Below are 17,785 nucleotides of genomic sequence, written 5' to 3' on the forward strand. Positions count from 1 at the left end.
CGGGGGCCCGCTTCTTCTTGGCAGCCGGGGAAAGAAGCGGGATCCCGGCTCAAGGCCGGGATGACGGTGGGAGGGGCTGGCTCAGTCGCGCTCGGCGATGCGGCGGCGCATCTTGACGAGTTCGCTGTCGATGGACGCCAGCGCTTCGGCGCGCTGCGCGTCCGAGAGATCGCGATTGATCGCCAGCCCGGCGCGGGCGCTTTCCAGACCGGCCAGCGCGGTGCGCAGCGACTGGCGGCGCAGATGGTCCGCATCGAGCCGCACCCGCATCGCATCCATCCGCGCCGCCTGCCGCGCCATCGCCGCGGCCTGCCGCTCGATGCGCGCCGAGTCGAAGGCGGCGTTGCGCTGGAGCAGCGCGGCCTGCCGCTGCAGGCGCGCGGCGTCGATTGCCGCCAGATGCGCCGCGGAGCGGCCCAGTTCTGCGGCGTGCACGTCCAGCGCCGCCACGTCGGCTTCATTTGGCACCGGCGGGACCGGCGGCATCGGCGGGACGGGCGGCATCGGCCCGGTGGCGGGCACCGGCGGCGCCGGCGGCGCTGGCGGCACCGGCGCAGGGTTGGCGGCGAGATACCGTTCGGCCGCGTCCCCGGTGTAGGTTGTGGTGCGGCCGTCTTTGGTGACGATGACCGTGGTGTGTGGGCCCTTGTCCGTCTGCACGCTGATATGGCGGGTGCCCGGTTCGATCGCCATGTCGGGCACGCCGGGCGTTTCGGGGGTCTCGGGCATTTCCGGCATGGTCATCTCAATCCCCGTCGCATCCTCCATCCCGGCGCGGACGCGCTCGGCGGCCTGCGTGCCCGAGGCGGTGAAGGCGAGGCCACCGATCGCCAGCGCCATGATCGCCACGCCGCCGGTCGCGGTCTGCGCGCGCGTGGCTTTCTCCTTGCCGAGCATCTTCAGTCTTCCTTTCAGATCCTTGACGGTGTTGAGGTGGCAGGCGGGCGACACCGCGCGACCATGCGCGGCCTTGACGATCGCACAGCCATAGGCGTGGCGCGCCGCGCCGCCGGTGCGCGTCAGTACGCGCGCGTCATTGGCCATTTCCTGATCGGCGCGGAACTTGCGGAAGGCCGTCCACGCCAGCGGGTTGAACCAGTGGAGCGCGAGCACCGCCAGCGCGACCCAATTGGCGACCAGATCGCCGCGCGCGTGGTGACCAAGCTCGTGTTCGAGCGCGAGCGCGCGTTCCTCGGGGTCGAAGCGCGCCGCGAAGTCACGCGGGAAGGCGACCACGCGGTCGAACACCCCGAAGGCGAGCGGGCCGTCGGTCGCGGCGCTCTGCACGACGGTGATCGAGCCGACGCGATCGACCGCGATTCCGAGCCGCAACACGTTGTAGCGGAAGCGGAGATAGCCGACCGCCTGCCATGTGAGCAGCAGCGCGGCGCCGCCGAGCCACAATCCCAGCGCGACCGGCGGCCAGCCGAGCGCGGTGTGCGTGGTCTCGACCGGGAGGGTCGCGACCGGGTCGCCGAGCATGATGACGATCGGCTCCGGCGACGGCAGCATAGGCAGCGCCTCGCCGCGCCAGCCCGCGGGCAGCGGCGGCATCACCATTCGCAGCGCGGGCAGCGCCCAGAGCGCGTAGGCGACGCGCGCGCCGAACGCGGTGCGAACCGGTCCGCGCAGGACCAGCACCGCCAGCATCAGCAGCGCCGATGCCAGCATCGCTTCGATCGCCCAGCCAATCATTGCTTGAGCGCCTTGAGCAGCGCCTCGATCTCGCTGATGTCCTGATCGCTGAGCGCATCGCGCTCGGCGAGGTGCGCGACCAGCGGGGTCAGCCGGCCGCCGAACAGCCGGTCGATCAGCCGGTCGGACTCACGCGCGACATACTCCTCGCGGCGCACCGCCGGGCTGTAGAGATAGCGGCGGCCGTCGACCTCGTGGCGCACCGCTTCCTTGCCGAGCAGCCGCCCGAGCAGGGTCTTGACGGTGGCGGCGCTCCAGCCGCGTTCCGGGTCCACCCGCTCGGCCACATCCTGTGCGGTGAGCGGGCTTTCGTCCCACAGCACCTCCATGACCGCATGTTCGGCATCGCTGATCCGTTCGACCACGACTCGCTCCCTCGTCAGGCTTATTGACTACAGCTGTAATCATCTCGATTACGTCTGTAGTCAATAGCTGGCGACGGGCTGGTTCGGGTTATTCCTTACAGCGTGCGCTGCTTGATCGCGGTCAGCGTCGTGGCGGGGGTGATCTGCTCGATATCGGTGCGGCAATGGAGCAGCCGCACGCCCGCGACGGCGCGCAGCCGGTCGAGCGCGGGCGCGAAGTCGGCGGTATGCTCGACCGTCTCGGCGGTCGCGCCATAGGCGCGGGCGAGCGCGGCGAAGTCGGGGTTGCGGAGCCGGGTCGCGGCGGGGCGATCGGGGTACTCACGCTCCTGGTGCATCCGGATCGTGCCATAGGTGCCGTTGTCGACGACGATCACGAGCAGGTCGGCATGATGCTGGACCGCCGTGGCGAGTTCCTGCCCGTTCATCAGGAAGTCGCCATCGCCGGCCACGGCGACGACGCTGCGCCCCGGTTTGCGCAATGCGGCGGCGACTGCGGCGGGCAGGCCATAGCCCATCGCGCCAGCGGTCGGCGCGAGCTGCGTTCCCGGCCCGGCATAGCGCCAGTAGCGATGCCACCAGCCCGAGAAATTGCCCGCGCCGTTGCAGATGATCGTGTCGGCGGGCAGCGCCTCGCGCATCGCCGCGACGCACGGGCCGAGATCGAGCGCGACGCCGTCGCGCGGCTGCGGCACCGTCCATGCCTCGTAATCGCGGCGCGCCTCGGCGGCATGCGGATGCGCGCCGCCGTCGAGCGGGACCAAAGCCTCGGCGAACTCCGCCATGCCGGCGCAGATCGCGAGATCGGTGGCATAGACGCGGTGCAATTCCGCCGGATCCGGGTGGACGTGCACCAGCCGCTGGCCGGGATGATCGGGGGTGACGAGCGCATAGCCATCGGTGGTCGCCTCCCCCAGCCGCGCGCCGACGACGAGCAGCAGATCGGCATCACGGACGCGCGCGACCAGCGCGGGGTTGGGGCCATAACCGAGGTTGCCGGCATAGGCCGGACAGTCGTTGGCGATCGCATCCTGTCGGCGGAAGGCGGCGGCGACCGGCACGCCCGCGCGCGTCGCCCAGTCGGCGAAGGCGTTGGCCGCGGCGGCGGTGTCCCACCCTGCCCCGCCGACGATCGCGAGCGGGCGTTCGGCAGTGGCGAGCAGGTCGCGCAGCCGGTCGAGCGTATCGGCATCGACGTCCTGCGCCACGCGGTCGACGCGTGCGCGATCGGTCGCCTCGACCGCATCGAGCAGCATGTCCTCGGGGAGCGCGAGCACGACCGGGCCGGGCCGCCCGCTGACCGCGGTGGCATAGGCGCGCGCGACATATTCGGGGATGCGCCGCGCATCGTCGATCCGCGCCGCCCATTTGCACAAGGGCGCGAACATCGCCGCGAAATCGATCTCCTGAAACGCCTCGCGGTCGCGGGTGCCGCGATCGACGTCGCCGATGAACAGGATCATCGGCTGCGAATCCTGATGCGCGACATGGACGCCGATCGCGGCATTGGTCGCGCCCGGCCCGCGGGTGACGAAGGCGACGCCGGGGCGGTGCGTCAGCGTGCCGTCGGCACAGGCCATGAACGCCGCCCCGCCCTCCTGCCGGCACGTCACCACCTCGATCGCGGGCGTGTCGTGGAGCGCGTCGAGCACCGCGAGGAAACTCTCCCCCGGCACGGTGAACACGCGGTCGCAGCCCTGTGCGACGAGCTGGTCGACCAGAATTCGGCCGCCGGTTCTAAGGCTTGTCATGGGCGCGCAACCTATCGTGTGGTGGTGGGGCCGCAAGGGGGTTGATGGTCGGAGGTTCATCCTCCCCTGCAAGGAGCATGGGGTCGACCATGCCCCGCATGGTCGAGGATCGTCCTGTGGACGATCCGACCCCGTGCTGTGGCAGCCTGAAAGGCTGACGGAGGGGTGCTGAGGTTTGAGACGGCGCCGCGTGGGGCAACCCCTCCACCACCCTGCGGGTGGTCCCCCTCCCCTTGCAGGGGAGGATGAGGGTTGTCGTTGCCTTCGCCCAGCGCGGCGCTAAGGAGCGTGGGTGCGCGACACGGGGCACCGGGCGCGCGACATTCGAGGCCGGACCGGAGAGCAAGCCGTGGTCAACAAGGTGTACGACGATGCCGCCGCCGCGCTGGACGGGCTGCTGTTCGACGGGATGACGATCTGCGCCGGCGGGTTCGGACTGTGCGGCATTCCCGAGCGGTTGATCGACGCGATCCGCGAGGCGGGCACCAGGGACCTGACGATCGCGAGCAACAACGCCGGCGTCGATGGCGAAGGGCTCGGCAAGCTGCTGCGCACGCGGCAGGTGAAAAAGATGATCTCCTCCTATGTCGGCGAGAACAAGGAGTTCGAGCGGCAATTCCTGTCTGGCGAGCTGGAGGTGGAATTCTGCCCGCAGGGCACGCTGGCGGAGCGGTGTCGCGCGGGCGGCGCGGGCATCCCCGGCTTCTACACAAAGACCGGCGTCGGCACGCAGGTGGCCGATGGCAAGGAAGTGAAGGTCTTCGACGGCGAGGACTATATCCTCGAACGCGGCATCCGCGCCGATCTGTCGATCATCAAGGGCTGGAAGGCCGACGAGAGCGGCAATCTGATCTTCCGCAAGACCGCGCGCAATTTCAACCAGCCGATGGCGACCGCGGGGAAGATCTGCGTCGCCGAGGTCGAGGAAGTGGTGCCGGTCGGCACGCTCGACCCCGATCACATCCATCTGCCCGGCATCTATGTGAAGCGGATGATCGTCGGCGCGCCGTACGAGAAGAAGATCGAGTTCCGCACCACCCGCCCGCGCGTGCAAGCGGCGTGAAGCACGCGGGCGTCCTGCTGGCGCTCGCCGCGACGCTCGGCGGCTGCGCGGCGCAGCGACAGGTGCTGCTCGGGCGGCCGAGCGCGCCGCCGCCTGCGGTCGACCCGCCCGCGCCACCGGGCGTGCCGCCGGCGATGGCGTGGCTCTATGGCTCGGGCGAGGCGGCGGCGCTGTCCGAACAGGCGTATAACGGCATGGTCCGCTATGTCCGCGACGTGCTGGCCAGTGCGCGCGACCGGCGCGGACGGCTGCCGTCGCAGCGCCCCGCCGGCACGCTGCCGCGCTGGCCGGCGTCGGCAGTGCTCGCACCGGGCGCGACCGCGGCGAGCGCCGAGACGCTGCCGTGCGGCACGCTGCCCCCCGCGGTGGTGCTCGACATGGACGAAACCGCGGTGCTCAACCTCGGCTACGAATATGACGATGCGCAGACTGCACGCGGCTTCGACCAGCAGCGCTGGGAGCGCTGGGAGAAGGCCGGCGCAACGCGGGTGGCCGCGGTGCCGGGCGCGGTGGCGGCATTCCATGCGCTGCGTGCGATGGGGGTGACGATGGTCATCAACACCAACCGTTCGATCGGCAATGCCGAGGCGACCGCGCAGGCGCTCGCCAATGCCGGGCTCGGGGAGTTCCGCCACGGCGAGACGCTGTTCCTGAAGGGCGATGCCGACGGCAAGTCGGGCAAGGACGGGCGGCGCGCGGCGATCGCAGCGAAATATTGCGTCGTCGCGCTGGCCGGCGACCAGCTTGGCGATTTCGCGGACCTGTTCAACCCGCCCGGCCCCGCCCCCGCGATTGGGCGGCGGATGCTGACCGCGGTCGCGCCGATCGAGGCTCGCTGGGGCAATGGCTGGTTTGTGTTGCCCAACCCGGTCTACGGCACCGGGCTCGGCAGTGGCTGGGACGAGACCTTCCCGGCCGACAAACGCTGGAAGGACGTGCCATGACCGACGAGCCCCAAGGCGCGATCTCGCTGGAGCATGGCGACGTGCTGACCGACCGTTCGGCGGAGGTCGCGCGGATCTGGGTCACCGATGGCGCGGGCGCATCGGTGTGGATCAACGCCGGCGTGCTGGGCGAGGCGGAAGTCTTCGGCTATCTGATGGCCGATACGATCCGTCACGCCGCGCGCGCCTATGCCGGCACCTATGGCATGACCGAGGACGAGGCATTGCAGGCGATCGTCGCCGGGCTGAGCGCGCAATTGCGCGAGCAGGCGACCGAGATCACCACCATCCAGGACGGGAGCCTGAACTGATGTCGCAGGAAGTGAAGGGCTGGGATCGTAACGGCATGGCGGCGCGCGCCGCGCGCGAGCTGAAGGACGGCTATTACGTCAACCTCGGCATCGGTATCCCGACGCTGGTCGCGAACAACATCCCCGATGGCATGACCGTGACGCTCCAGTCCGAGAACGGGATGCTGGGGATCGGGCCGTTCCCCTATGACGACGAGGTCGACCCCGACCTGATCAACGCCGGCAAGCAGACGATCAGCGAGCTACCCTCGTCCGCCTATTTCGGCAGCGAGCAGAGCTTCGCGATGATCCGCGGCGGGCATATCGACCTGACCGTGCTGGGCGCGATGGAAGTGTCCGAGGGCGGCGACATCGCCAACTGGATGATCCCCGGCAAGATGATCAAGGGCATGGGCGGCGCGATGGATCTGGTCGCGGGCGTCAAGAAGATCATCGTCGTGATGGAGCATGTCTCCAAGGACGGCAGCCCGAAGTTCCTGCCGGCCTGTTCGCTGCCGCTGACGGGGAAGAACGTCGTCGACATGATCGTCACCGATCTGGCGGTGTTCCAGCGCCCAGACCATGACTCGCCGTTTCGGTTGATCGAGCTGGCGCCCGGCGTGACCGCGGACGAGGTCGCGGCGAAGACGGCGGCGCATTACGTGGTCTGACGCGGATGGCCTATACGCTCATCACCGCGAACCGGAATTATTCAAGCTGGTCGCTGCGCCCGTGAGTGCTGATGACCACGCTCGGCATTGCGTTCGAGGATCGCGTCGAGCCGTTCGCGGCGATGGACAATTACGACGCCTTTCGCGCCTTTTCGCCGACGGGTCAGGTGCCGGTGCTGATCGACGGCGAGCGGACGGTGTGGGACTCGCTCGGCATCGCACTCTATCTGGGTGAGCGGCACGACGGCGTGTGGCCGGACGATCCAGCCGCGCGCGCCTGGGCGATGTGCGCCGCCGCCGAGATGCACGGCGGGTTCGGCGCGCTACGGGGCGTGCGGACGATGACGGTCGGGCAGCGCGTGACGCCGCACGACACGTCGCCGCGACTCGCACGCGATGTCGCGCGGCTGGCGGAACTGTGGGGCGAAGGACTCGCGCGCTTCGGCGGGCCGTTCCTCGCGGGCGAACGCTTCGGTGCGGTGGATGCCTTCTTCGCGCCCGTCGTCTTCGGGTGCGAAGCTATGGCATCGTTGTCAGTGCGGTGGGTGCTCGCTCGGTCGAACGGATGCTGGAACAGCCCGCGATGCGCGCGTGGGAAGATGCTGCTTTGACTGAGACTTTCCGTGAAGACGCGCATGAGGCGGAGATCGCGGCAATCGGTACGGTGACGGAGGATCGTCGCGCCTGATACTTCGCGCCATTTTGTTACGCGTGAACTTGGACGCGCGATGCTTTTCGGTTAACAGCCGCGGATCATGTCCTCCACTCCCCGCACATTGTACGAGAAGGTCTGGGACGCTCACGTGGTCGAGCGTCGCGACGATGGTTCCTGCCTGATCTATATCGATCGACACCTCGTCCATGAGGTGACCAGCCCGCAGGCGTTCGAGGGGCTGCGCGCCGCCGGGCGGCGGGTGCGGCGCCCTGATTTGACGCTCGCGGTGCCGGATCACAATCTGCCGACCACCGCGCGCGTCGATGCGAACGGCCACGAGCTGCCGATCGCCGACCGCGAAAGCGCCGAGCAACTGGGGGCGCTGCGCGAGAACGTCGCCGCGTTCGGTGTGCCCTATATCGACGCGCTGTCGGCCAAGCAGGGCATCGTCCATGTCGTAGGGCCGGAACAGGGCTTCACCTTGCCCGGCACGACGATGGTGTGCGGCGACAGCCATACCTCGGCGCATGGCGCGCTGGGCGCGCTCGCGTTCGGGATCGGCACCAGCGAGGTCGAGCATGTGCTGGCCACCCAGACGCTGATCCTGTCGCCGTCGAAGACGATGGAAGTGCGCGTCGACGGTACGCTCGGCTTCGGGGTCAGTGCCAAGGACGTCGTGCTCGCGATTATCGGCAGGATCGGCGCGGCCGGCGGGACCGGCCATGTCATTGAATTCACCGGCGAGGTGATTCGCAACCTGTCGGTCGAGGGCCGGCTGACGGTCGCCAACATGTCGATCGAGGGCGGCGCGCGCGCCGGGATGATCGCGCCCGACGAGACGACGTTTGCCTACCTCAAGGGTCGTCCGCTCGCGCCGCAGGGCGCCGACTGGGACAAGGCGGTCGCTTGGTGGCGGACGCTGCCGAGCGATGCGGGCGCGCGCTACGACAAGAGCGTGGTGCTCAACGCCGCCGACATCGCGCCGTCGCTGACCTGGGGCACCAGCCCCGAGGATGTCGTGCCGATCACCGGCTTCGTCCCCGCCCCTGACAGCTTCGCCGATCCCTCGAAGCGCGAGGCGGCGCAGAAGTCGCTCGATTACATGGGGCTGACCCCGGGGATGCGGATGCAGGACGTGTCGGTCCAGCATGTCTTCATCGGCAGCTGCACCAACAGCCGGATCGAGGACCTCCGCGCCGCCGCCGGGGTGGCGAGCGGGCGGCACGTCGCCGACGGCGTGCGCGCGATGGTCGTGCCGGGCTCGGGGCTGGTCAAGCGGCAGGCCGAGGCCGAGGGGCTCGACCGCATCTTCACCGAGGCGGGGTTCGAATGGCGCGAGCCGGGCTGCTCGATGTGTCTGGCGATGAACCCCGACAAGGTGCCGCCGGGCGAGCGCTGCGCCTCGACCAGCAATAGAAATTTCGTGGGACGTCAAGGACCTGGCGCCCGCACCCATTTGTTGTCGCCGGCAATGGCGGCGGCGGCGGCAGTCACCGGACGGCTCGCCGACGTGCGCGAACTGATGGGTTGAGGATAAGGGGACGCGTCATGAAGAAGGTATTCGTTTTCCTGATCGCCGGCTCGGTGCTGAGCGGGGTCGCCGCCTATGCCGCGATCGCGCGCCCCGCGATCCCGGCCAGCCGTCCGGCGCGCTGATGGAGCCGGTCACGCGCGTCTCGGGCACCGCTTATCCGTGGGGTGCCAAGAATATCGACACCGACGTCATCATCCCGGCGCATTGGCTGAAGACGATCAAGCGCTCGGGACTTGGCAAGGGCGCCTTCGAGACGGTGCGCGCGCAGCCGGGCAACATCTTCGACGATCCGGCTTACGCCGGCGCGCCGATCCTGATCGCGGGCGACAATTTCGGCTGCGGATCGAGCCGCGAACATGCCGCCTGGGCGCTGGGCGACATGGGCATCAAGGCGGTGATCGCGCCGAGCTTCTCCGACATTTTCTCGGGCAATGCGTTCAAGAACGGCATCGTCGCGGTCGTGTTGCCGCAGGAAGCGGTCGACCGGCTGATCGAGGTGGCCCAAAACTCGACAGAGCCCGATCCGGTCACGATCGATCTGGAGACGATGACCGTCACCACCCCCTATCAGGACCGCTTCCCGTTCGAGCTGGACGCCTTTCGTCGTCGCTGCCTGATGGAAGGGCTGGACGAGGTCGGGCTGACGCTGGCAAAGGATACCGCGATTTCGAAATTCGAGGAGCGGCTCGATAACGAGCGGCCCTGGATCAGGAGAGATGCGGCACATGCGGGCTTTGCTGTCGAGGGCGTCGGGCGGACCTGAAACTCTGGAAGTCGGCGAGCTGCCCGATCCGGTCGCGGGACCGGGCGAGGTGGTGGTCGCGATCAAGGCGTGCTCGATCAACTATCCCGACGTGCTGGTGATCGAGGACCGCTACCAATTCCAGCCACCCCGCCCCTTCGCGCCCGGCGGTGATATCGCCGGCATCGTCACCGAGATCGGCGCGGGCGTGACACAATGGCGCGTCGGTGACCGCGTGATGGGCACGGTGCTGATGGGCGGACTCGCCGAACGACGCGCCATCTCCGCCGATGCGTTGTATCCGCTACCCGACGGGCGTGGGTTCGAGGAAGGCGCGGCGCTGCTGCTCACCTATGCCACCAGCATCCATGCGTTGGTCGACCGCGGGCGCGTGAAGACCGGCGACCGCGTGCTGGTGCTCGGCGCGGCGGGCGGCGTCGGGCTGGCGGCGGTCGAGCTGGCCAAGGCGTTCGGCGCGCAGGTGGTCGGCGCGGTCTCGAGCGAGGACAAGGCGCAGGCGGTGCGCGCGGCCGGTGCCGACGAGGTGATCGTCTACCCGCACGCGCCATTCGACAAGCCGTCCTCGAAGGCGCTGGCGGAGCGATTCAAACAGGCCGGCGGCGCGCACGGTTTTCAGGTCATCTACGACGCGGTCGGCGGCGATTATGCCGAGCCGGCGTTGCGCGCGATCGGCTGGGAGGGGCGCTATCTGGTGGTCGGCTTCCCGGCCGGCATCCCCAAGCTGCCGCTCAACCTGACATTGCTGAAGAGCTGCGACGTGTGCGGGGTGTTCTGGGGCGCGTTCGCCGGGCGCGAGCCGGCGGCCAATCGCGCGCATATCCTTCACCTGCTCGACCTGTGGGAAGCCGGCCGAATCGCACCGCGCGTCACCGAAGTTTTCCCGCTCGAACAGGGCGGCGCGGCGATCGCCCGGCTGGGTCAGCGCAGCGCAATCGGCAAGCTGGTGGTGCGCGTCGCCGATTGAGCGGGGTTGCCCAGGCGTGACGTTGAATGTCGGCGGGGCGCGCACTATCCATCGCTCATAGAGCATTGGAGCCAGCATGACCCTTTTCGACGATCGTGAACGCGCGTTCGAGGCCAAGTTCGCCCGCGACGAGGAAGTGGCGTTCCGCATCATCGCGCGCCGCAACCGGCTGGTCGGGCAGTGGGCGGCGCAGCTGATGCAGCTCACCCCTGCCGAAACCGACGCTTATGCCAAGGCGGTGGTGCAGGCCGATTTCGAGGAAGCCGGCGATGAGGACGTGGTCCGCAAGGTCTATGGCGACCTGACCGCGGCGAACGTCGACGTCGACGAGGCGGCGGTTCGGCAGGCGCTGGCGGAGCAGACCATCGAGGCGCGCCGCCAGCTGATGCAGCCGGAGTAACGCGGATGCCGATGGAAGGAAGCGAGATCGCCGCGCTGATCAAGGCCGGCATCCCTGATGCCGAGGTCGAGATGACCGATCTGGCCGGCGACGGTGACCATTGGTCGGCGCGCGTCGTGGCGGCGTCGTTCGCGGGAATGCCGCGGGTCAAACAGCATCAGGCGGTCTATGCCGCGCTGGGCGGACGGATGGGCGGCGTGCTCCACGCCTTGCAGTTGACGACCGCCGTTCCGAAGTAAGCGGGTAACGCACGACCGAATTCGCAAGGAAGACGATATGACCGACGATACCAACGCCCGCATCGACGCGCTGGTGAAGAGCAACCCGGTGGTGCTGTTCATGAAGGGCTCGCCCTTGTTTCCGCAGTGCGGCTTTTCGAGCCGCGCGATCGCGATCCTCGAGCGGCTGGGCGTGCAGTTCGAGAGCGTCGACGTGCTGCAGGATCAGGCGATCCGTCAGGGCATCAAGGGCTATTCGGACTGGCCGACGATCCCGCAGCTCTATGTCGGCGGCGAGTTCGTCGGTGGGTCGGACATCATGATGGAGATGTACGAGGCCGGCGAGCTGGCGGAGCTGTTCCAGAAGGCGGGCGCGGTGGCGGCGTCGCAGGCATAAGCCGTCCGGGCCTTCCGTTCACCCGCGGAAGGCAACCTGCGCCGCGCCGGTCGGTTGATCGGCGATGGCGGATGAACCTCACAGCGTCGGCGACATCCTCGACGCAATCAGTGCGTTGGCGGACGATCGAGACGAGGTGGCGGTCGGCGATGTCGTCGAATCGCTGGGCGCGCGTGGCTTTGGGCCGTTCCTGATCGTCATGCCGCTGATCGACATTTCGCCGATCGGCAGCATTCCCGGCCTGCCGACCGCCATGGCCGCGATCATCATGCTGATCGCGGTGCAGATGGCGCTGGGCCGCGCGCATTTGTGGCTGCCCGGCTTCGTGCGACGACGCGCGGTGTCGTCAAGCAAGGTCCGCAAGGCGGTCGACAAGACACGAGGTGTCGCGCGGTTCATGGATCGCTGGTTCCATGGCCGCCTGCCGGCGCTGACGCGCGGGCCATTCGTGCGGGTGGCGGCGATCGGGGTCATGGTGCTGGCGTGCGCGGTGCCGCCGCTCGAATTGCTTCCGCTCGCGACCACCATACCGATGCTGGCGATTGCGGCCTTCGGACTGGCGATCACAGTGCGTGATGGTCTGTTGATGATCGTCGCGACGCTGCTGGCAATGGCGGCGGTCGGGGTCGGCGTGGGACTGTGGAGTGGCCGGGGTTAGCGCCGGTTCGTCGTTCCGAGCGTAGCGAAGCAATGCTGGGCGCCTTGGTCCGGCACTGGATTCCTTCGCTATGCTCGCAATTACAGGAAATATGTGCCGTCGCCCCGGATTTGATCCGGGGCCCGCTTTCTTTCGACTCAGAAAGAAGAAGCGGGATCCCGAATCAGGTCTGGGATGACGAATAACAAAAGGCCGCTTCGTTGTTCACAAAGCGGCCTATTGTTCGTTTTAGGCGTTGATCAGGTCAGATGTCGTCGCCGAGCGCGCCCTTGACCTTGCCCTTGAACTGCTCGCCCTTGCCTTCGGCCTGCTGGGCCTTGCCTTCGGCGGCGAGATTCGGATCGCGGTTGTGATCGCCAACGGCTTCCTTAACCTTGCCGATCGCCTCGTTGACGTTGCCCTTGATCTTGTCGGTCAGCTCGCCCATCGTCGATCTCCTTGTTCGAAACCCTGTGACGATAGAACGGTGCTGCGATAACACAGTTCCGTAACGGCAGGACAAACCTAGTTTCAGATCAATCCGGACAGCGGACTCGAGGGGTCGGCGTAGCGGCGCTTGCCCATTCGGCCGGCGCGATAGCTCATCCGCCCGCCCTCGACCGCGGCCTTCATCGCCGCGGCCATCAGCACCGGATCCTTGGCCTCGGCGATCGCCGTGTTCATCAGCACGCCGTCGCAACCCAGCTCCATCGCCACCGCCGCATCGCTCGCCTGCCCGACCCCGGCATCGACCAGCACCGGCACGTTCGCGCCCTCGACGATCAGCCGGATCGTCACCTGATTCTGGATGCCGAGCCCCGAGCCGATCGGCGCACCGAGCGGCATGATCGCCACCGCGCCGGCCTCTTCAAGCTGCTTCGCGGCGATCGGATCGTCGACGCAATAGACCATCGGCTTGAAGCCTTCGCGGACCAGCACCTCGGTCGCCTTCAGCGTCTCGCGCATGTTCGGATAGAGCGTGCGCGCCTCGCCCAGCACCTCCAGCTTGACGAGGTCCCAACCGCCCGCCTCGCGCGCCAGCCGCAGCGTACGGATCGCGTCCTCGGCCGAGAAACAGCCGGCGGTGTTGGGGAGATAGGTGACCTTCTGCGGATCGATATAGTCGGTCAGCATCGGCGCACTGGGATCGCTGACGTTGACGCGGCGCACGGCCACCGTGACGATCTCCGCACCCGAGGCGGCCACCGCAGCGGCGTTCTGGGCAAAGTCCTTGTACTTGCCGGTGCCGACGATCAGTCGCGAGCGGAACGTCCGGCCCGCGACCGTCCATGTATCGTCCGCGATCGGCTGCACATGATCGCCACCGCCGACGAAATGGACGATCTCCAGCTCGTCGCCATCCTCGACCACCACCTGCGTCAGTGTCGAGCGCGGCACGACCTCGAGATTGCGCTCGACCGCCACCTTCTCGGGCACCAGCCCGAGCGACTCCGCCAGCGCGGCGAGGGTGATCCCGGCGGTCACGCGCTTGTGCTCGCCGTTCACGGAAATGGTGATGGTGCCGTCAGTATGTGCCATCCGGCCCATCTAGGCGCGCGGATGCCGGGGGGCAATGTTGCGCGGCTCCGCGCCGGGTGCGATGGTGCGCGGCGATGACCGACATTGTCTATGTCCTCAACGGACCGAACCTGAACCTGCTCGGCATGCGCGAGCCCGACATCTATGGCTACGACACGCTGGACGATATCGCTGGCGCGCTGGAGGATCGCGCGCGCGAGCTGGGGCTGGCGATCGACATGCGCCAATCCAACCACGAGGGACATCTGCTCGACTGGCTGCACGAGGCGCAGGCGCATGATGCGCGCGCGGTGCTGCTCAACGCCGGGGCGTTCACGCATACCTCGATCGCGATCCACGACGCGATCAAGGCGATCAAAACGCCGGTGATCGAGGTGCATCTGTCGAACCCGCACACGCGCGAGGAATTCCGCCACACGTCGTTCGTGGGGCGCGCCGCGAAGGGCAGCATTGCCGGTTTCGGCGCACTGTCGTACCAGCTCGCGCTTGAAGCCGCGGCCCGCTTCTGACAGGAGCCGCGACCAAAGGTCAGGGATAATCGGGGTTCAATGGCTGACATTTCACACAATAGCGGGTCGATGCAGGTCGATGTCGATCTGGTTCGCCAGCTCGCCGAGCTGCTGGATACCACGCAGCTGACCGAGATCGAGGTCGAGGACGGCGATCGCAAGATCCGCGTCGCGCGCAAGGCGGCGGCGGTCAGCGCCGCGCCGGCGGTGCATTACGCACCGGCGCCTGCCGCACCGGCAGCGCCGGCCGCGCCGCAGGTCGATGTCGCGGGGCCGTCGGCGGCGTCCGACGTTAATGCGGTGCGCTCACCGATGGTCGGCACCGTCTATCTCGCCGCCGAGCCGGGCGCGAAGCCGTTCTCCAGCGTCGGGCAGAGCGTCGCGGCAGGCGACACGCTGCTGATCGTCGAGGCGATGAAGGTGATGAACCCGATCACCGCGCCGTCGGCGGGCGTGGTCAAGGCGATCCTGGTCGACAACGGCCAGCCGGTCGAGTTCGACCAGCCGCTGGTGGTGGTCGAGTAAGCGGATGCCGCAGATCAAGAAACTGCTGATCGCCAACCGCGGCGAGATCGCGCTGCGCATCCACCGCGCGTGCCACGAAATGGGCATCAAGACCGTCGCGGTGCACTCGACCGCTGACGCCGATGCGATGCACGTGCGGCTCGCGGACGAGGCGATCTGTATTGGGCCGCCCGCCGCGGCGGACAGTTACCTCAACATTCCGAACATCATCTCGGCGGCCGAGATCAGCGGCGCGGACGCGATCCATCCCGGCTATGGCTTCCTCAGCGAGAACGCCAAGTTCGCCGAGATCGTCGAGCTGCATAACCTGATCTTCGTCGGGCCGAAACCGGAGCACATCCGCGTGATGGGCGACAAGGTGGAGGCCAAGCGCACGGCCGGCGCGCTCGGGTTGCCGCTGGTGCCGGGCTCGGACGGCGCGATCAGCGACGTCGCAGAGGCGCAGGCGCTCGCCGAAGAGATCGGCTATCCAGTGATCATCAAGGCCGCGAGCGGCGGCGGCGGGCGCGGCATGAAGGTGTGCCAATCAGCCGACCAGCTCGAGACGCTGATGCAGCAGGCGGGCAGCGAGGCGAAGGCGGCGTTCGGCGACGCGACCGTCTACATGGAAAAATACCTCGGCAACCCTCGGCACATCGAGTTCCAGGTGTTCGGTGACGGCAACGGCCATGCGATCCATCTCGGAGAGCGTGACTGTTCGCTCCAGCGCCGCCACCAGAAGGTCGTCGAGGAGGCCCCCTCACCCGTCATCACCGCGGAGGAGCGCGAGCGGATGGGCGGGATCGTCGCCAAGGCGATGGCCGACATGGCGTATCGCGGCGCGGGGACGATCGAGTTCCTGTGGGAAAACGGCGAGTTCTACTTCATCGAGATGAACACCCGGCTGCAGGTCGAGCATCCGGTGACCGAGGCGATCACCGGGCTCGATCTGGTGCGCGAGCAGATCCGCGTCGCCGAGGGGCACCCGCTGACGCTGCGTCAGGAAGACGTGGTGTTTCGCGGCCATGCGATCGAATGTCGCATCAACGCCGAGGACCCGCGCACCTTCGCGCCGTCGCCGGGGCTGGTGAAGCAGTATCACGCGCCGGGCGGGATGCATGTGCGCGTCGATTCGGGGCTGTACGCGGGCTATAAGGTGCCGCCCTATTACGACAGCATGATCGCCAAGCTGATCGTTTACGGCACCACCCGCGAGGGCGCGCTGCGACGTCTGCGTCGCGCGCTGGAGGAGTTCGTGATCGAGGGGATGAAGACCACCATCCCGCTGCATCAGGCGCTGCTGGATGATCCCGAGTTCCGCGAAGGGGCGTACACGATCAAGTGGCTGGAGGAGTGGCTCGCCAAGCAGGGGTAATTATTCACTATGCCGCTTGGTTGTCCTCACCTTCCCCATTCTGCGTCGTCCCGGGCTTGACCCGGGGCCCCGCTTCTTCCTTCCTCCGGGCGTGGCTGGCGGCTGGGTCTACATCATGGCCGATCGGTATCGCGGCACAATGTACGTCGGGGTCACCGCTGATCTGATCTTGCGGGTTGCACAGCATCGGATCGGCAAGGGCTCTGAGTTTTGCGCGCGTTATGGTTTGACTCGGCTCGTATGGGCGGGGTCCAGCGAGCAGACCGACGCCTGCATTGCGCATGAGAAACGGCTCAAGCGGTGGCGACGCGAATGGAAGTTCGCGTTGATCGAGCGGGAAAATCCTGACTGGCTCGATCTGTTCGAGCGATTTGCCTGAAGAAGCGGGGCCCCGGATCAAGTCCGGGGCGACGAAATTCGCTATACCAACTCCAGCAGCCGGTCGCGCTTGTCGAGCAGCGCCGCCATGTCGCCCGTCGCCGCCACCCGCCCCGCCATGGCCCGATCCAGCCGCGCCCGCGCCGCCGGGGTGATCTCCCCCAGCCGCGCGGCGATCTCCTCCATCTCCTCCATTCGCGCCCAGCAATCGAGCACCACGTCACACCCCGCCGCAATCGCGCCGGCCGCCTTGTCCCCCGCCGAGCCTGACAGCGCCTTCATGTCGATATCGTCGGTCATCAGCAGCCCATCGAATCCGATCCGCCCGCGAATCACCTCCTCGATCACGACTGGCGACAAGGTCGCGGGGCGCCCGGCGTCCCACGCCTGATAGACGATATGGCTGGTCATCCCCATCGGCGCGTGCGCAAGCGTGCGGAACGGTGCGAGATCATCTTCCAGTTCCTCCGCGGAAGCGGTGACGGTCGGCAGATGGTAATGCGTGTCGACGCGCGCGCGACCGTGCCCCGGCATATGCTTGACCACGCCGACGACGCCGCCCGCTGCCAGCCCCTCCAGCGTCGCCCGGCCCATCGCGGCCACACGCATCGGCTCATGCCCGAAGGCGCGGGAGGTGATCGCCTCGGTGGTTTCGGGGCGGGCCACGTCGAGGATCGGATGGCAGTCGACGGTGATCCCGACCTCCGACAGCATCAGCCCCAGCGCATGACCATTGGCGCGCGCCGCCTCGATCCCCGACATCGGCGACAGCTCGTAGAGCCGGTCGAAGTCCGGCCCGGCGGGGAATGCCGGCCATTCCGGCGGCCCCAGTCGGGCGACCCGCCCGCCCTCCTGATCGACGAGGATCGCGACATCGTCGTGGCCCTCGAGCTCGCGCAGCGAATCGGTCAGCGCGCGGACCTGCGCGCGCGTTTCGACGTTGCGGCGGAACAGGATGTAGCCGGCGGGACGCACCGCGTGGAAGAAGGCGCGTTCCGCCGCGGTAAGGACGGGGCCGGACAGGCCGAAGATCACAGGCTTCATGCGCGCGCTTCTAGGGCGGAACGCCCAGCGGAGGAAATGACTTTGGAAGTTCGATCGTCGGGCCTAGCGTGAACATCCGGTGCACGTGT

Annotated in this window: 21 protein-coding genes and 1 pseudogene; 16 read left to right on the forward strand and 6 right to left on the reverse strand. The window is 68.0% G+C overall.

Annotation, left to right across the window (positions count from 1 at the left end; translation table 11 throughout):
* Positions 1-81 precede the first annotated feature (81 nt).
* From ACI2JO_RS04855 to ACI2JO_RS04865, 3 genes are all read right to left on the reverse strand, one after another.
* Complete coding sequence (locus ACI2JO_RS04855; protein WP_404719592.1) at positions 82-1,695, reverse strand: M56 family metallopeptidase; 1,614 nt, start codon at positions 1,693-1,695, stop codon at positions 82-84.
* A complete protein-coding gene (locus ACI2JO_RS04860) occupies positions 1,692-2,060 on the reverse strand; it encodes a BlaI/MecI/CopY family transcriptional regulator (protein ID WP_404719593.1) in 369 nt (122 codons plus the stop codon). Before ACI2JO_RS04860 ends, ACI2JO_RS04855 begins: the two co-directional genes overlap by 4 nt.
* Before the next feature lie 95 nt (positions 2,061-2,155).
* Positions 2,156-3,811 (reverse strand): thiamine pyrophosphate-binding protein, encoded by a 1,656-nt coding sequence (locus tag ACI2JO_RS04865; protein WP_404719594.1) that lies wholly within the window; start codon positions 3,809-3,811, stop codon positions 2,156-2,158.
* 349 nt (positions 3,812-4,160) lie between these two features.
* On the opposite strand from ACI2JO_RS04865, the gene ACI2JO_RS04870 reads away from it, so the two are divergent.
* The 12 genes and pseudogenes from ACI2JO_RS04870 (at position 4,161) to ACI2JO_RS04925 (ending at position 12,368) form a co-directional block, all read left to right on the forward strand.
* Positions 4,161-4,874: a CoA transferase subunit A gene (locus ACI2JO_RS04870; RefSeq protein WP_404720326.1), complete on the forward strand. Its 714-nt coding sequence runs from the start codon at positions 4,161-4,163 to the stop codon at positions 4,872-4,874.
* The gene (locus ACI2JO_RS04875; RefSeq protein WP_404719595.1) at positions 4,871-5,818 is read left to right on the forward strand and encodes an HAD family acid phosphatase; all 948 of its coding nucleotides are present in this window, start codon (positions 4,871-4,873) and stop codon (positions 5,816-5,818) included. The genes ACI2JO_RS04870 and ACI2JO_RS04875 overlap by 4 nt, the downstream gene beginning before the upstream one ends.
* The gene (locus tag ACI2JO_RS04880; RefSeq protein ID WP_404719596.1) at positions 5,815-6,129 is read left to right on the forward strand and encodes a DUF5076 domain-containing protein; all 315 of its coding nucleotides are present in this window, start codon (positions 5,815-5,817) and stop codon (positions 6,127-6,129) included. Before ACI2JO_RS04875 ends, ACI2JO_RS04880 begins: the two co-directional genes overlap by 4 nt.
* Positions 6,129-6,779: a 3-oxoacid CoA-transferase subunit B gene (locus ACI2JO_RS04885; RefSeq protein ID WP_404719597.1), complete on the forward strand. Its 651-nt coding sequence runs from the start codon at positions 6,129-6,131 to the stop codon at positions 6,777-6,779. Before ACI2JO_RS04880 ends, ACI2JO_RS04885 begins: the two co-directional genes overlap by 1 nt.
* Positions 6,780-6,844: 65 nt before the next feature.
* Positions 6,845-7,467 (forward strand): annotated as a pseudogene (locus ACI2JO_RS04890) (glutathione S-transferase N-terminal domain-containing protein).
* A gap of 67 nt (positions 7,468-7,534) precedes the next feature.
* The gene (gene leuC, locus ACI2JO_RS04895; protein WP_404719598.1) at positions 7,535-8,965 is read left to right on the forward strand and encodes a 3-isopropylmalate dehydratase large subunit; all 1,431 of its coding nucleotides are present in this window, start codon (positions 7,535-7,537) and stop codon (positions 8,963-8,965) included.
* A 124-nt stretch (positions 8,966-9,089) separates the two neighbouring features.
* Positions 9,090-9,731, forward strand: a complete 642-nt coding sequence (leuD, locus tag ACI2JO_RS04900; protein ID WP_404719599.1) for a 3-isopropylmalate dehydratase small subunit — start codon at positions 9,090-9,092, stop codon at positions 9,729-9,731.
* Positions 9,694-10,695, forward strand: coding sequence for an NADPH:quinone oxidoreductase family protein (locus tag ACI2JO_RS04905; RefSeq protein WP_404719600.1), 1,002 nt, complete (start codon positions 9,694-9,696; stop codon positions 10,693-10,695). The genes leuD and ACI2JO_RS04905 overlap by 38 nt, the downstream gene beginning before the upstream one ends.
* A gap of 76 nt (positions 10,696-10,771) precedes the next feature.
* The gene (locus tag ACI2JO_RS04910) at positions 10,772-11,095 is read left to right on the forward strand and encodes a DUF1476 domain-containing protein (protein ID WP_404719601.1); all 324 of its coding nucleotides are present in this window, start codon (positions 10,772-10,774) and stop codon (positions 11,093-11,095) included.
* A 5-nt stretch (positions 11,096-11,100) separates the two neighbouring features.
* The gene (locus ACI2JO_RS04915) at positions 11,101-11,334 is read left to right on the forward strand and encodes a BolA family protein (protein WP_404719602.1); all 234 of its coding nucleotides are present in this window, start codon (positions 11,101-11,103) and stop codon (positions 11,332-11,334) included.
* A 37-nt stretch (positions 11,335-11,371) separates the two neighbouring features.
* Complete coding sequence (grxD, locus tag ACI2JO_RS04920) at positions 11,372-11,710, forward strand: Grx4 family monothiol glutaredoxin (protein WP_404719603.1); 339 nt, start codon at positions 11,372-11,374, stop codon at positions 11,708-11,710.
* A gap of 64 nt (positions 11,711-11,774) precedes the next feature.
* Entirely contained in the window at positions 11,775-12,368 is a 594-nt protein-coding gene (locus ACI2JO_RS04925) for an exopolysaccharide biosynthesis protein (protein ID WP_404719604.1), read from the forward strand.
* Between the two features lie 244 nt (positions 12,369-12,612).
* On the opposite strand, the gene ACI2JO_RS04930 is transcribed toward ACI2JO_RS04925, so the two are convergent.
* Positions 12,613-12,795 carry a CsbD family protein gene (locus ACI2JO_RS04930; protein WP_184040035.1) on the reverse strand — a complete coding sequence of 61 codons (183 nt, stop codon included), beginning with the start codon at positions 12,793-12,795 and terminating at the stop codon, positions 12,613-12,615.
* 83 nt (positions 12,796-12,878) lie between these two features.
* A complete protein-coding gene (gene thiS, locus ACI2JO_RS04935) occupies positions 12,879-13,886 on the reverse strand; it encodes a sulfur carrier protein ThiS (protein ID WP_404719605.1) in 1,008 nt (335 codons plus the stop codon).
* A gap of 74 nt (positions 13,887-13,960) precedes the next feature.
* Here thiS and aroQ point away from each other — a divergent pair, with 74 nt between their 5' ends.
* From aroQ to ACI2JO_RS04955, 4 genes are all read left to right on the forward strand, one after another.
* A complete protein-coding gene (gene aroQ / locus ACI2JO_RS04940) occupies positions 13,961-14,395 on the forward strand; it encodes a type II 3-dehydroquinate dehydratase (RefSeq protein WP_404719606.1) in 435 nt (144 codons plus the stop codon).
* 39 nt (positions 14,396-14,434) lie between these two features.
* On the forward strand, positions 14,435-14,920 hold the full coding sequence (gene accB, locus ACI2JO_RS04945) for an acetyl-CoA carboxylase biotin carboxyl carrier protein (protein ID WP_404719607.1): 486 nt from the start codon (positions 14,435-14,437) through the stop codon (positions 14,918-14,920).
* Between the two features lie 4 nt (positions 14,921-14,924).
* Positions 14,925-16,274, forward strand: a complete 1,350-nt coding sequence (gene accC / locus ACI2JO_RS04950; RefSeq protein ID WP_404719608.1) for an acetyl-CoA carboxylase biotin carboxylase subunit — start codon at positions 14,925-14,927, stop codon at positions 16,272-16,274.
* 91 nt (positions 16,275-16,365) lie between these two features.
* On the forward strand, positions 16,366-16,653 hold the full coding sequence (locus ACI2JO_RS04955) for a GIY-YIG nuclease family protein (protein WP_404720327.1): 288 nt from the start codon (positions 16,366-16,368) through the stop codon (positions 16,651-16,653).
* 41 nt (positions 16,654-16,694) lie between these two features.
* On the opposite strand, the gene ACI2JO_RS04960 is transcribed toward ACI2JO_RS04955, so the two are convergent.
* Entirely contained in the window at positions 16,695-17,696 is a 1,002-nt protein-coding gene (locus ACI2JO_RS04960) for a glycoside hydrolase family 3 N-terminal domain-containing protein (RefSeq protein WP_404719609.1), read from the reverse strand.
* Positions 17,697-17,785 lie beyond the last annotated feature (89 nt).

It is taken from the genome of Sphingomonas sp. NPDC079357 (genome assembly GCF_044901155.1).
Taxonomy (GTDB): domain Bacteria; phylum Pseudomonadota; class Alphaproteobacteria; order Sphingomonadales; family Sphingomonadaceae; genus Sphingomonas.